The following is a 12,924-nucleotide window of genomic DNA, read 5'->3' as shown; positions in this document are numbered from 1 at the left end:
TCAATATCACTTAATGTCCAGGATACAGGAAGTAAGAACTATTGAGATGTTTATGCTTGTTGCCATGCCTGTATATAGTTGTCCATATAGTCGGCAAAGGTATCCAGGATTGCGTCTTCAAATGGACGTGCAGGTATACGACCGCGATAGATATCAAGTGCTTGAGTGATAGGATGAATAAATTGCACGGGAAATGTGGTCAGGCCGTAGATTCCTCCTTCATCTTTTGAGTAAATATGTCTGGCTTGAAGATAGGCATGGATACGGCACGCATTGAGGATAAAATACACTGAATTGTGTTGCTTTTCTGCGCGCTCCCCATAATAGTCATTAAGGATGGACTCAACATAGTAATTACTAGGAATCACTGGGAATGTTATCTGATATTCTTGTCCATAGAGGGTAATGCCGCGATTGCGAAGGATGGTGAGATGAGCGTCCAGATCTGTATCGGTCGCTTGTCTATCATTCCAGCGTTGCCAGGTATTGTTGATAAGCTCTGTCTGATAGTGTTCACGCCAGCTTTCGCTATAATGCAGGTCGAAGGGTACTGGATGTTGATATGGATTGAGTTGTTCATTATTCAGAAAGCTGATTTCAATAGGATGAGGTTGTTGTGAGCTTTCCAGCAGCAGGGTAATCAATTGGCGTTTGACAAAAACGCTCAGTGTATGCTGAACGGCGACCAGCAGATCAATATCGCTACGCTCAGGATTAAAGCATCCCATCGCTAAAGATCCATGGAGATAGATCCCTATAAGATTTGTGGTGAGCATGGTTTGTAAACCTTCACAAAACGTATTGACCTGTACACGCGTAGAAACAGGGCAGGATGCCCAACTATATTGAGCCAAATTGATACCGTATCCTTTCTTTTCCATCTGGCAACTCTGCCAGCGTATCATTATTACTATATACAATCCTGGCAATTATGCTGAGAATGCAGTTAACTATCACAATAGCAGTGTTTCTTCGCGTAAGATGCGAATAAAGTCATTGGCGGCGAGCGAGAGAGATGCTTCGCGTTCATGGCGTATTAATACACATTCTCTTTGCAGTGCAGGTAAGTCGTCTACCGGAAGTTCGACCAGGTTGCCTGCTTGAATTCCATGGTGGGCAAATGAGTGTGTCAGGAGAGCGGTACCAATGCCACTCATGAGTAGTTCATATGCTGTATGGGGTGGTACCTCGATGTTTGCTAGCCTGGTGGATTGAACATTTCTTTGCCAGTAACGTGCTTCCAGGCTCCAATCAATCTGGAAGAAAGGATTGCTGGCGGTTTGCAGATCATCCAGGGTTACCCGTTCTTTTTTAGCAAGTGGATGGCTAGCGTGGGCGATAACCATCAATGGCTCTTTAAGTTGCAGAATAGGAACCATAGCAGGTGAAAAAAATGGTCCTACAACCAACCCCAATTCGACAAGGCCATCGTGAAGCATTTCTACAATTTGTTGTGTATGGCCTGTATGGACCGCAATATCTAAAGCTGGATGAGCATGGCGTAGTCGTGCCAGGGTTGCTGCAAAGAAACTGGTTGTCAATGCTGGTAGCGTTGCCAGCATAAACTGGCCTTTTCTGCCTTGAATAGTGTCTTGAGCGACCTGAAGGCCAGATGTCATTGCGGTCAGCGCCTGAAGTGCATATGGTATGAAATTTCTACCCAATTGTGTTAGTTGCAATTGTTTTCCACCACGAACAAATAATGTATCCCCCAACTCTTGTTCCAGAGCCTGAATACGTAGACTAATTGTGGGTTGTGATATACCCAAACGACGCGCGGCCTTACTAAAACTTTTTTGCTGTATAACTTGATCAAAGGCCTGTAATTGATGAAGATCCATTATGTTTCCAGTGCCTCTATTTCCATCAGAAATGTCAATATCTATTATAGTCAATTTTATATTGCTCTTGAAAAGGATCTCGGGTCTTCTTCTTATAAATATATTGAGCAGGTGATACTGAAAAGTCCAGCTGGCCTGATCTTCAACAGGCCAGCTGGACTTTTCAGTGTGTTATAGTGTTTTACAGACTTAGTTGACAATAACTGTTAGATTCATTCCACTATGGACGGTACAATAGAGTTTATATGTTCCTGCTGTATTAAATGGGCCGACTGAGCCGGAGTTGTTGCCGCCGATGGTGATATTGTTGATTGCTGGCGCGCCTGAGTCTCTGCCTGGTTGCGCGCTCCCATCTTTCCAGGTGCCGTTGGCGATAGTGTGGCCAATAATGGTATCGGAGACCAGGGTAATGCTATCTCCTTTGTGAATAGTTATCGCTAATTGGGTAAAACTGGTATTATCCATATGAACCTGGTTGGCTGCATTGCCGCTATCAGCAGTAGTTGTTCCACATGCTACCAGCAGCAATGTTGTGGTGATGCATAGCCCCAGGAGTGCAAGTACTCTTTTTTTCATTATCTACTTCCAGAACGAGCGAACTGTGTTGCAGCATCTGATTGGGTGGTTGGTTGTTTCAGTACTTTATAGCGAGTCGCCATCCAGCCAGTAAACAGCATAGCACCAATACCAACGAGCATATGGGCAGTCTGGATCAACCAGTGGAGTGAGCCTGGTAGGATCGTGGATTGAGTAAGACCAAAGACGGGTACCAGGAGTGCATAGATGATGCCGATTATCCCCTGCAACCTCAACGCGCGCGTACTTACGGCAATACTACTCATGACCAGCAACGTTATCGCGACAAGCAGGCCAAACAGCATATGGATGTTGGCCAGATTAATGTTTGCAATCCAGTACAGTAACCCCAGGGTTAAAGCCGCCAGTCCAGCGATGCCTACAATAATTTGTATGATGCGTGTTGTCATATAAAATCCTTTTCTTTTTTATTATGTAATCTGCTTGTTTCTAGCTATGGCGTTAGTGTAGCTGGTTTACATGACATATCTATGAACTTAACTACCAATTTTTGTCATTGTTTTGTCATCTTGTTATGCAATAATGATTATCATGAGGATTACAGCAGGATTTTTATTGAGATCCATAGCGTGAGAGGAAGCCTGGCCTATGCGCATCCTGGTAGTTGAAGACAATCATCGCCTGAATAGTTCGTTGCAAATGAATCTTGCTCATGAGGGCTATAGTGTTGATACCGCATTTGATGGGCAAGAGGGTCAGGATCTGGCTGAATTGACGCCATATGACTTGATTATTCTGGATATCCTTTTGCCTGAAAAGGACGGCCTGGAGGTGTGTCGAGATCTGCGCCGCCGTCGCATTCATACTCCGATTCTGCTGTTAACTGCTCGTGATAGCGTCGATGATCGGGTGCGCGGGCTAGATTATGGCGCAGATGATTATCTGGCCAAGCCGTTTGCTATGCGTGAGTTGCTGGCACGGTTGCGTGCTCTACTCAGGCGTAATCATCCCTATACCAGTGGGCGTCTAGAAATAGGCGATTTGATTGTTGATCCAGTTACACATAGCGCGGAACGCGATGGACGTGTACTGGATCTAACACCCAAAGAATTTGCGCTACTAGAGTACTTTATGTACCATGCTAATCAAGTCGTGACGCGCGATATGATTGAGCAGCATATTTGGAATTATGATTTTGAGTGTAGCTCAAATGTAATAGATGTCTATGTGCGGCGTCTGCGCCGCAAGGTTGATGATCCTTTTCAAGTCAAGTTATTGACAACTATTCGTGGTATCGGTTATCGTCTGGCCCCACCACAAGTGTAGGAGCTCATGGAAGCTATGAAACGGCGAAATATCTTTTCTGTTCTTTACACATTTAGCTCAACCGTTAGAGTGCGCCTGACCTTATGGTATCTGGGCATCATGATTTTTATAATGATTATATTCGGTGGTAGTCTCTATGCTACCGAGACATTCCTCAACGTTAATACAGTAAATAGTCGTTTAGAAATACAATTATATCAGGATGCCCGGAAAATTTCTGGCACTTATCAGCAAGCAATCACGGACGGTAAGTCACCGGGAACTCTATATACACCTCTATCTTCGGGAGAATTTGTACTTTTGCTACGCCCCGATAAAAGCGTATTTGATCAACAGGGTACTCTACCACAGACCGCCGTACAGCAGTTGCAGAATAGGGTGGATAATAACCAACCTACCATTGATGTTTCCATCCCACAGTCTCAACATACCAACTGGCATAATATGGATGGTCAGTATCGGGTCCTGATTACGCCTTTGCTCAATCAAAATACACGTGTAGCGACCATGATTATTGGTTTACCTAAAGAATTTGCGGTCTCGATTGTGAGCATCTGGCTCTTTCATGGCACTATGGGATTGCTGGCTGCAGCTATTGGCGGCTACTGGTTGGCTGGAAAGGCGCTGCGTCCTGTCAAAATGATTACGCGTACTGCCAGAGAGATTAATGCAACCGATCTACGTCGGCGCCTGGATTTGCGGCGACGAGATGAGTTTGGTGAACTGGCGGCGACCTTCGATCAAATGTTGGGTCGTCTGGAAGCAGCTTTTAAGCGGCAGACGCAGTTTACAGCCGATGCCAGCCATGAGTTGCGTACCCCACTGACTATCATTGACCTGGAGATCAATCGAGCTCTAACCCAATTCGAAACCCCACTGGAATATCGGCAGGTACTTGAAGCTATCCAGGTAGAAAATGGGCAGATGGCCCAGATCGTGAATAGTCTGCTCTTGCTGGCACGCGCCGATAGCGGGCAGACGCTATTGCAGCGACAAGCTCTGGATTTAAGTGATATTGCTCTGGCCAGTGTTGAACGCTTGCTACCCCTGGCTCGCCAGCACCAGATCAATCTGGCCACTGGTGAGCTACCTGAACTCATTGTACAGGGTGACACACAGTATCTTAAGCAGATGTTGATCAATCTGATTGAAAATGCGATCAAGTATACCAGTGGAATCGGACAGCGTGTGCATGTTGAGCTGTCCTGCGAACAGGATCGTTGGGCCGTTGTGCGTGTGCAGGATGATGGTCCTGGTATCGCTGATGAGCATGTCCCTTATTTATTCGAACGCTTTTACCGTGCCGACAAAGCTCGTACGCGCAAGCCACATGATGCTTCAACAACAAGGGTGTGCGGCCAGGAATCTGGCGGGATTGGACTCGGCCTTTCGATTGTACAATGGATTGTTGAGGCGCATGATGGTCAGATTCAGGTACACAGCCAGGTGAACATGGGGGCAACCTTTGAAATTCGTTTGCCACTGTTGCAAGATACTGTAGTTGCTGGCAAGTCAGATAATGATGAAGTAACCTTTATGACAAATTGATGACAGAAATAGTGTCAGAGTTTCATGCTCTCGTCATGCTGCTTTTCTATTGTAATAACTGCACAAAAGTGCGGGTGGTCACCACCCGCACTTTTGTGTTACATACTGGATACATAGCTTCTCTTACTCACCGTGTTGGTCAAAGTTGGGTTGGCGTTTTTCCAGGAAGGCATGCATACCTTCGTTGGCGTCAGGTATCTGCGAGGCCGATGCCATGACACCCTGTGCATATTGATAGGCCTGGGGCTGTGGCATGTCTATTTGTGTATAGTAAGCTTGCTTGCCAATACAACGGGCGTTAAAACTATTGCTGGTAGCTGCCGCAAGCAGGTTTTGCGCCTCTGCATGTAATTGTTCAGGGGCAACCACGCGATTGATTAATCCCCAGTCAGCTGCGGTCCGGGCGTCAATGGGATCTCCTGTCAGCAGCATCTCCAGCGCACGTTTGCGGCCGATATTGCGGCTCAAGGCAACCATCGGTGTCGTACAGAACCAGCCTATTTTGATGCCGGGGGTTGCAAAGCTGGCATTATGTGAGGCTACCGCCAGATCACAGGTCGCGACCAGCTGACAACCAGCTGCAGTTGCAATCCCATGCACACGTGCCAGCACTGGCTGTGGAATCTCCTGAATCGTATTCATCAGGGTTGTACAGGTTTCCAGTAAGCGCTCCATAAAGTTCAGATCTTGATCCACCATTTCCGAGAGATCATGTCCCGAACAAAAGACCGCGCCATTGGCTGCCAGCATCACTCCACGGGCCTGGCTCTCACCTACCTCGCGAAAAGCGCTGATCAGTTCCTGCATATGTGCCAGTGAGAGCGCGTTACGCCGCTTCACATTATTCATCGTAATCGTGGCCAGACTATCTTCATAACTTACAGCTATTAATTGGTATTCCATTGTAGTGCTCCTTACATCCTGTTAATTGATACGCTTCTCTTTGCCCGCCCAGGCTTTATCGCGCAGGACATACTTTTGAACTTTGCCGGTCGAAGTTTTGGGTAGCAAGCCAAATTCGACGGCGGTCGGACATTTGAAATGGGCCAGCTTCGTTTTACAAAAGGCGATCAGTTCTTCTTCAGTTACCGTTTTTTCTGGTTTAAGAGTTACAAAAGCCTTGGGCCGCTCGCCCCACACCTCATCTGGAATCGCCACTACCGCGCACTCCAGGACAGCTGGATGTTGGACAAGGATCTGTTCAACTTCGATGGTGGAGATGTTTTCGCCTCCTGAGATGATGACATCCTTGGCGCGGTCCCGCAGCTCAATGTAGCTATCAGCATGCCAGACACCGATATCGCCAGAGTGGAACCAGCCCCCTTCAAAAGATCTTGCCGTAGCCTCAGGATTCTCAAAATAGCCTTTAGCTACGTTATTGCCGCGCATCAGTACCTCACCCATGGTCTGTCCATCGTGTGGCACATCCTGCATATCTGGACTAACCACGCGGGCGCGCTCCGCCGTCACATATCCCTGTCCCTGACGGGCCAGCAAACGAGCCTGCTCGCTAGCTGATAATTCTTCCCATTCTGGTTGCCATTCACAAACAGTATAAGGACCATATGTCTCGGTCAGTCCATAAACATGGATGGGACGGATATTGAGCTCTTTGAGTTGTCCTAAGAGTGTCGGTGATGGAGGCGCGCCTGCGATGGTAACAGTAATCTGGTGTTCCAGGCGATGAGCTTTAGGATGGTTGACCAGGAAGATGTGTACGGTTGGTGCTCCATTATAATGGGTAATCTGCTCCTGCTCAAACAGATCCCAGATACGGTTGGGATCAACCTTGCGCAGACAAACATGGGTGGCGCCAACGGCTGTCACCCCCCAGGTAAAACACCAGCCATTGCAGTGAAACATGGGCAATGTCCATAAATAGATGCTACTGCTATTGATGCCTGTTTCAATAACTTCAGAGAGCGCATTCAGATAAGCTCCACGATATGTGTACATCACACCTTTGGGATTGCCTGTGGTACCGGAGGTATAATTAATGGAAATGGTCTCCTCTTCGTCTTCCAGCCAACTCTCAATTGGTTCAGGAGAACCGGCCGCCAGAAATTGCTCGTAAGGATCTTCTGAGCTTCCGGTATCCTCAATACGGATAATCTGAGCCAGATATTCCAGGGGAAGTTCTTCAATTAAAGGTGCAAATTCATGGTCGACAAACAGATATTTGCTACCAGAGTGCTGTAAAATAAATTCAATTTCATGGCTACTCAAGCGATTATTGATCGCAACCAGGATTCCGCCTGCGGCTGGAATGGCATAATGGGCTTCCAATAGGGCTGGAATGTTGGGACAGAGGAAGGCGACGCGATCGTGTTTTTGCATACCTAGCGCACGTAGATGAGATGCCAGTCGATACACACGTTCTGCGAACTCTTGATAGGTATAGCTGCGCGTTTCGTGGATGACAGCTGTCTTATGAGGAAATATCAAAGCACTACGTTCAAGAAAACTCAATGGTGTTAATTCGGTGCGATAGACTTTCTGTGTCATCTCTTTGACCTTTCTCAGGGAAGGTAAACACCAATCGTCATTGTACCTTTATTATACGCTATGTCTCATCAAGTTTCTTAATCTGATGCCGCGTGCAAGTTTTATGGTTGACTTTTCGCTCCTGCGGCGCTCACTTATTAATGAGGCGGAAAATGGCGAGGCCGGCGCGCCGGCCTCGCCATTTTCCGCCTCATTAATAGTTATATGTTTCTAGTGGTCCGACTCGGCTCATGTATCAGGTGGGGATGCAAGCGAGCATGCTGAGGGCATGATCAAGCGGCGAGCCCCTTGACCGGGGGTTCGGGAGCTGTGTCCCCGTAACCTCCTCCTCGCGCCCGCGTAGCGGGTACACAAAGCACTAGTCTGACAGAAATGAAATAATTGGCGTTACTATTATGTTTGAATTACTGCTGGCGTTATCCATAGTTGAGTTTGGAGGCGTCTGTTGATTGAGCTTATTTTGTTCGTATATTAAGGGGAATCAAGCAGCCAACAGAGGTTATTGGTTTCCTGTATGTGTATAGAGGAGTTTTTGTATTTATGGCATCACAAGAGATTCATACTCAAGATCCATTTGCTTTTCTGGCGACACACGACTTTGTGGTGTTGACTACCTATCGTAAAAATGGGACTCCGGTTCCGACTACTGTCTGGTTTGCTTATGAAGATGGGAAAGTGTATATCACTACTTCTAAGGATGCGGGCAAGATCAAGCGCGTGCGTGCAACTGGCCGTGTTACCATGACGCCGTCGGATCGGGTTGGTAATCTGCTCGGTGAACCAGAAGTTGCTGGTGTTGGCCGTGATGCCGCGCTCGAAGAGCGTCCCGCTGCTCGTGCGGCCCTGGAACGTAAATATGGCGAGGCATTCCTGCGCATCGTTGGTGATGAAACACCTGATCGCGTCTATATCACTATTGAGCCTACTGCCAGGTAATCATCAAGCCTGACTGCTTTAGTGCGATACCTCTACATGAAAACTATAGAGGTATCGCACGTTTTTGTGTCACATAATAATTTCAGCACGTTTCTGCCAGGTGACAAACAAGTGCTATTATTGCTGGCCTTTCTCTTTGAAGTTAAGAGTAATACCAAATTGCTGTGAAAGTTCCTGCCACTTTTGGGCTGCCTGGGGCGTGAGATATCCTGGTTGGACGTGTTCCTGCTGAAATAACTGGTCCATCAGGGCAAAGTAGCGCTCCAGACCGGCTGGCATAATGTGGATAAGTACACGTGCAGTTTCAGTGTTGAGAACAAAGCAATGTTGAAGATAACGAGGTAACCAGACAAAGCTTCCTGCTGAAGCGGAAATGATCTGGCTATCAACATAGAAGGTGATTGAACCAGCTAAAATGTAGAATGCTTCATCCTCTCTTGTATGGGTATGTGGCGGTGGCTCCCATCCCTTCTGTATAAGTGCTTCACCCATAGTAAGTTGTCCCATGGTATCTTCGGTGGTTGCCAGATAGGTATAGCTGGCCATTCCTGGCTTTCCCTGCCCTGACGTAGTATGGATGTTGCGCGCATAAGGTATCATCGCTGGCTGGCGGACATCATTTGTCATCTCAATATCCTTTTTTCAGGAGATTTACAGGCAAGAAGTACCCTTATTCAGACCATTCTTGCACCGCCTCCATGACTGGTGGTCGCTCGCTAATAGCTGGTTCACGGTGCATACGTAAGGCCCGCACAATCAAGAAAACTCCAATCACAATCCCACAAATAGCCACGATTAAAGGTGTGGCTAATAGCAGTACGGCAAGTGAGACTGAGAAAAGAGCCCCTACAGGTACAATGAGTGTAAGCAGAATGAGCCCGATGACTGTACTGAGGAGGCCAACCCCAACATTATCTATGCCCTCACCAGTGAAACCCTGGATAATCTGCATAATGCCATAAGCAATGCCCAGTACAGCCCCTATGAGTAGTGCGATAGGTGGCAAAAGGACCACGCTCCAGAGTTGGAAGAGCATAATCAGCAGTCCTGCCAGCAGCCCTGTCGAAGCTAACAAAATTTCTGGCCCTGGATACTCTTTACGACGGAACATATTGAAAAATTGCAGCAATCCGGAGACAAACAGGTAAGCTCCCAGTAAACGTACCATGAAGATGGCGAACTTGAACGGACCAAGTAATATCAGTATACCGATAACGATAGCAAGAATTCCTTGCAGGAGCACGACCCACCAGGTTGTGCTTGAGCGGATAGAATTAATGTAGCGTTGCATGGTTGCTCTCCCTAAAAATTGGTACTCCATTCCTCGTTTGTTCTATGCTAAGAATTACCTTATCTCTCAGTGGAAATATAGCATGCTACCTGCGGGTAGAGTATCCTCCAAATGGTTGAAAAATGCGATGCAGAGGCAAACGATGTGAGTAGATTGTGTTTATTGTATAAATTGATAGAATATAGATGATGTGAGATTTATTGCGTACCATTGTATACTATATGCTGAGGCCTATAAAAAGAATCTCAGAGGTAATATTTATGATGTATGCGCATGATGTATTGACTGTCTTAACCATGTTGAAGACGGCAGGAGTTTCTGTCTGGCTGGATGGTGGCTGGGGGATAGATGCGTTAGTGGGCAAGCAGACACGCGAGCACATGGATGTGGATGTGGTGGTCTTGTTAACGCAAGCGGATCTGGCGCATGGTACTTTGGAGAAAGCTGGATATCGGATTACTGAGGATGAATTTCCAACGCGTTTTGTGATGCAGGATGAGGCGGGCCATAGTATTGATTTTCATCCGATTTTTATTGATGAGCAAGGCGACGGTGTGCAGCAGCTGCAAGATAGTAGCTTATTTCATTATCCTGTTAACTGTTTTGAGGGTACAGGCATAATTGATGGGCAGGCTGTGCCTTGTATAGATGCTGAGGCTCAAATCTTATGTCATTCTGGCTATGAACCAGCTGAAAAGGATCGGCATGATCTAGGGCTGCTGGGATCCCATTTTCAGCTGGAATTGCCACCGCACTATCAGAGCTAAAACGTTCAGGATGTGCGACTCTCTTTTATTGGACGATGCGGGGATAAAGCATCGCTCCCAGCGAGACGAGGACAATGGTTACGGCAAGGAGAATACCAAAGTCGCGACCGACATTGATTATATTCAGAGGTGTCCCGGCCAGCATCAATGAGCGCAGTCCATCCACAACATAGGTGAGTGGATTGATATGGGCGATAGCCTGTAGCCAGTCTGGCATGATGCTGATGGGATAGATAGCATTACTGGCAAAGAACATGGGCATCGTGAGTACCTGTCCGATGCCCATGACGCGATCTCGTGTTTTGAGCAGGCAGGCTATGATCAGCGAGAAGGTTGAGAAGCAGCCAGCACCGACAACCACAAAAAGTAGGACGCCTAGCAATGCCAGTGGATTAAAGTTCATTTTAACGCCAAGGATAAGTGCCAGTAGATAAATCACAATCGCCTGTGGCAGGGCTCTAATCCCTGAGGAGAGTGCTTTGCCCAGGACCAGGGAGCCACGAGGAGTAGGACTGGCCAGGAATTTATGGATGACGCCCAAATCACGTTCCCAGATAATGGCGATACCCGCGAAGATAGCAATGAAGAGGACGCTTTGGGCCAGGATTCCTGGCGCCATAAATTCTAGATAGCTTACATTGCTGCTTCCGGTTGGAATGGCTCGGATACGCGTAAATACTTCGCCGAAGACAAGAATCCACAGCGCTGGTTGGATGGCACGCATCACCAGGTCCGTGGCATCATGGCGTATCTTGCGTACCTCCCATTCAGCAATGGTAATGGTCTTGCGGACAAAGTTTGTCAGTATCGCAATGGGAGATTGCGCTTGATGTGTTGAAAGGACCTGCGCATTCGTCCTAGCCAAGTCTTCGTGCTGTACGTCGTGTTCGTGAAGTTTCACGGTAGCTTCCTCCTGACTCCAGTGCATCGCCTGCGAAATGGACAAAAACATCGTTCAAGGTAACATGTTCACCACCCACAACCGCCTTCAATTCATCTGGTGTGCCGATAGCCGCGATTTTTCCCCGATGCATGATGCCGATCCTGGTACACAGACTATCGGCCTCCTCCATCGAGTGGGTAGTTAAGAAGATCGTCATATTGGATTCCTCGCGCAGTTGCATCAAATGCTCCCAGATGGCCTGACGAGCGATTGGATCCAGCCCCACGGTTGGTTCATCCAGAAAGAGTACCTGTGGCTGATGGAGCAGGGCCTGGGCCACTTCCAGACGGCGAATCATGCCACCTGAATAGTGACGCACAAGCTGTGAGCCAGCATCCGTTAATCCAACAAACGAGAGGACTTCATTGACACGGGCATCGCGACCGGCGCGAGGTAGATCATACAGTTTGGCAAAGATCAGCAAATTCTCATAGCCGGTCAGATTCCCATCGGCTGATAAGGCCTGAGGGACATAACCAAGACTATGGCGGACCGCTGTGGTTTGATGCATAATATCAAAGCCATTGACCCGTGCCTGGCCAGCTGTGGGTGTGAGTAGCGTCGTGAGCATTTTGATCGTCGTGCTTTTACCGGCTCCATTTGGACCCAGTAGACCAAACACCTCACCTTTCTCTACCTCAAAACTCACATCATTGACGGCCGCATAATCAGCAAATTTTTTTACCAGATGAGATACTTCAATGATGGCTGTCATGCTTTTTCATTTCTCCCAATCCTTGTGCCTCCGCGGCATCCAGCAAACGTTCGACCAGTCGCTGTAACTCCTGCTGTTCAGGCTCATCTAGTACCTGTAACAAATGCGTTAAGGCTTCACGTCTTTGTTGGCGTACCGCATCGATCTGTTGGCGTCCTTGCTCAGTTAACGATACGTGTACCACGCGTTCATCGTCCTCCTGTCGTCGACGGGTAATCAAACCTGCCTTTTCCAGACGTTGGCAGGCAACGGTAGCTGAACCGGTCGTAATGCCAAGTGCCTGTGCCAGTTCACTGATACCCTGTGGCTCATGACAGCGCAGATGACGCAGCAACCAGTATTGTTGCTGCGTCATATCTGTATGTCGTGAAGGACGTAGTAGCCGCGTCAGTAAAAGCAGATCCTCGGTTAAACGCTCGGTCGTCATATCTGTTCCTTTGATACTCAATTGTTTTGATACTCAAAGTAATTATACATAGGAATATATCGAATAACAAGCCCTGATTGGATAAAAA

The 12,924-nt window shown here is 47.5% G+C and carries 15 protein-coding genes; 4 read left to right on the top strand and 11 right to left on the bottom strand.

Going from position 1 to position 12,924, the window contains the following annotated elements:
- Positions 1-50 precede the first annotated feature (50 nt).
- From EL633_RS28445 to EL633_RS28430, 4 genes are all read right to left on the bottom strand, one after another.
- Positions 51-776 (bottom strand): aminoglycoside adenylyltransferase domain-containing protein, encoded by a 726-nt coding sequence (locus EL633_RS28445; protein ID WP_161982504.1) that lies wholly within the window; start codon positions 774-776, stop codon positions 51-53.
- Positions 777-953: 177 nt separating this feature from the next.
- Positions 954-1,841, bottom strand: coding sequence for a LysR family transcriptional regulator (locus EL633_RS28440; protein WP_126630613.1), 888 nt, complete (start codon positions 1,839-1,841; stop codon positions 954-956).
- 189 nt (positions 1,842-2,030) lie between these two features.
- Positions 2,031-2,417, bottom strand: coding sequence for a cupredoxin domain-containing protein (locus EL633_RS28435; protein ID WP_126630612.1), 387 nt, complete (start codon positions 2,415-2,417; stop codon positions 2,031-2,033).
- A complete protein-coding gene (locus EL633_RS28430) occupies positions 2,417-2,827 on the bottom strand; it encodes a hypothetical protein (protein WP_126630611.1) in 411 nt (136 codons plus the stop codon). The genes EL633_RS28435 and EL633_RS28430 overlap by 1 nt, the downstream gene beginning before the upstream one ends.
- Positions 2,828-3,026: 199 nt before the next feature.
- Between EL633_RS28430 and EL633_RS28425 the strand changes: the two genes are divergently transcribed.
- Both EL633_RS28425 and EL633_RS28420 read left to right on the top strand, forming a co-directional pair.
- The gene (locus EL633_RS28425; protein WP_126630610.1) at positions 3,027-3,704 is read left to right on the top strand and encodes a response regulator; all 678 of its coding nucleotides are present in this window, start codon (positions 3,027-3,029) and stop codon (positions 3,702-3,704) included.
- A 15-nt stretch (positions 3,705-3,719) separates the two neighbouring features.
- Complete coding sequence (locus EL633_RS28420; RefSeq protein ID WP_161982503.1) at positions 3,720-5,252, top strand: sensor histidine kinase; 1,533 nt, start codon at positions 3,720-3,722, stop codon at positions 5,250-5,252.
- 123 nt (positions 5,253-5,375) lie between these two features.
- Here the strand turns inward: EL633_RS28420 and EL633_RS28415 are convergent, their stop codons facing one another.
- Both EL633_RS28415 and EL633_RS28410 read right to left on the bottom strand, forming a co-directional pair.
- Positions 5,376-6,155: an enoyl-CoA hydratase gene (locus tag EL633_RS28415; protein WP_126630608.1), complete on the bottom strand. Its 780-nt coding sequence runs from the start codon at positions 6,153-6,155 to the stop codon at positions 5,376-5,378.
- A 21-nt stretch (positions 6,156-6,176) separates the two neighbouring features.
- Positions 6,177-7,757 carry an acyl--CoA ligase family protein gene (locus EL633_RS28410; RefSeq protein ID WP_126630607.1) on the bottom strand — a complete coding sequence of 527 codons (1,581 nt, stop codon included), beginning with the start codon at positions 7,755-7,757 and terminating at the stop codon, positions 6,177-6,179.
- A 540-nt stretch (positions 7,758-8,297) separates the two neighbouring features.
- On the opposite strand from EL633_RS28410, the gene EL633_RS28405 reads away from it, so the two are divergent.
- On the top strand, positions 8,298-8,693 hold the full coding sequence (locus tag EL633_RS28405) for a PPOX class F420-dependent oxidoreductase (protein ID WP_126630606.1): 396 nt from the start codon (positions 8,298-8,300) through the stop codon (positions 8,691-8,693).
- A gap of 117 nt (positions 8,694-8,810) precedes the next feature.
- Here the strand turns inward: EL633_RS28405 and EL633_RS28400 are convergent, their stop codons facing one another.
- Positions 8,811-9,320 (bottom strand): cupin domain-containing protein, encoded by a 510-nt coding sequence (locus EL633_RS28400; protein WP_126630605.1) that lies wholly within the window; start codon positions 9,318-9,320, stop codon positions 8,811-8,813.
- A 43-nt stretch (positions 9,321-9,363) separates the two neighbouring features.
- A complete protein-coding gene (locus tag EL633_RS28395) occupies positions 9,364-9,984 on the bottom strand; it encodes an HdeD family acid-resistance protein (protein WP_161982502.1) in 621 nt (206 codons plus the stop codon).
- Positions 9,985-10,244: 260 nt separating this feature from the next.
- Here EL633_RS28395 and EL633_RS28390 point away from each other — a divergent pair, with 260 nt between their 5' ends.
- Positions 10,245-10,751, top strand: coding sequence for a nucleotidyltransferase domain-containing protein (locus EL633_RS28390; protein ID WP_161982501.1), 507 nt, complete (start codon positions 10,245-10,247; stop codon positions 10,749-10,751).
- 25 nt (positions 10,752-10,776) lie between these two features.
- Here the strand turns inward: EL633_RS28390 and EL633_RS28385 are convergent, their stop codons facing one another.
- The 3 genes from EL633_RS28385 to EL633_RS28375 are packed head-to-tail and all read right to left on the bottom strand — an operon-like array spanning position 10,777 to position 12,836.
- Positions 10,777-11,652: an ABC transporter permease gene (locus EL633_RS28385; RefSeq protein WP_246039282.1), complete on the bottom strand. Its 876-nt coding sequence runs from the start codon at positions 11,650-11,652 to the stop codon at positions 10,777-10,779.
- A complete protein-coding gene (locus EL633_RS28380; RefSeq protein ID WP_126630602.1) occupies positions 11,609-12,409 on the bottom strand; it encodes an ABC transporter ATP-binding protein in 801 nt (266 codons plus the stop codon). Before EL633_RS28380 ends, EL633_RS28385 begins: the two co-directional genes overlap by 44 nt.
- On the bottom strand, positions 12,393-12,836 hold the full coding sequence (locus tag EL633_RS28375; protein ID WP_126630601.1) for a MarR family winged helix-turn-helix transcriptional regulator: 444 nt from the start codon (positions 12,834-12,836) through the stop codon (positions 12,393-12,395). The genes EL633_RS28380 and EL633_RS28375 overlap by 17 nt, the downstream gene beginning before the upstream one ends.
- Positions 12,837-12,924: the final 88 nt, after the last annotated feature.

It is taken from the genome of Dictyobacter alpinus, assembly GCF_003967575.1.
GTDB lineage: Bacteria > Chloroflexota > Ktedonobacteria > Ktedonobacterales > Ktedonobacteraceae > Dictyobacter > Dictyobacter alpinus.
This window is presented reverse-complemented; position numbering and strand designations above follow the sequence as displayed.

Bases quoted from the DNA above. Each gene is read 5' to 3' on its own strand.
- EL633_RS28445 (WP_161982504.1), bottom strand. From the start codon at position 776: ATGCTCACCACAAATCTTATAGGGATCTATCTCCATGGATCTTTAGCG.
- EL633_RS28440 (WP_126630613.1), bottom strand. From the start codon at position 1,841: ATGGATCTTCATCAATTACAGGCCTTTGATCAAGTTATACAGCAAAAA.
- EL633_RS28435 (WP_126630612.1), bottom strand. From the start codon at position 2,417: ATGAAAAAAAGAGTACTTGCACTCCTGGGGCTATGCATCACCACAACA.
- EL633_RS28430 (WP_126630611.1), bottom strand. From the start codon at position 2,827: ATGACAACACGCATCATACAAATTATTGTAGGCATCGCTGGACTGGCG.
- EL633_RS28425 (WP_126630610.1), top strand. From the start codon at position 3,027: ATGCGCATCCTGGTAGTTGAAGACAATCATCGCCTGAATAGTTCGTTG.
- EL633_RS28420 (WP_161982503.1), top strand. From the start codon at position 3,720: ATGAAACGGCGAAATATCTTTTCTGTTCTTTACACATTTAGCTCAACC.
- EL633_RS28415 (WP_126630608.1), bottom strand. From the start codon at position 6,155: ATGGAATACCAATTAATAGCTGTAAGTTATGAAGATAGTCTGGCCACG.
- EL633_RS28410 (WP_126630607.1), bottom strand. From the start codon at position 7,757: ATGACACAGAAAGTCTATCGCACCGAATTAACACCATTGAGTTTTCTT.
- EL633_RS28405 (WP_126630606.1), top strand. From the start codon at position 8,298: ATGGCATCACAAGAGATTCATACTCAAGATCCATTTGCTTTTCTGGCG.
- EL633_RS28400 (WP_126630605.1), bottom strand. From the start codon at position 9,320: ATGACAAATGATGTCCGCCAGCCAGCGATGATACCTTATGCGCGCAAC.
- EL633_RS28395 (WP_161982502.1), bottom strand. From the start codon at position 9,984: ATGCAACGCTACATTAATTCTATCCGCTCAAGCACAACCTGGTGGGTC.
- EL633_RS28390 (WP_161982501.1), top strand. From the start codon at position 10,245: ATGATGTATGCGCATGATGTATTGACTGTCTTAACCATGTTGAAGACG.
- EL633_RS28380 (WP_126630602.1), bottom strand. From the start codon at position 12,409: ATGACAGCCATCATTGAAGTATCTCATCTGGTAAAAAAATTTGCTGAT.
- EL633_RS28375 (WP_126630601.1), bottom strand. From the start codon at position 12,836: ATGACGACCGAGCGTTTAACCGAGGATCTGCTTTTACTGACGCGGCTA.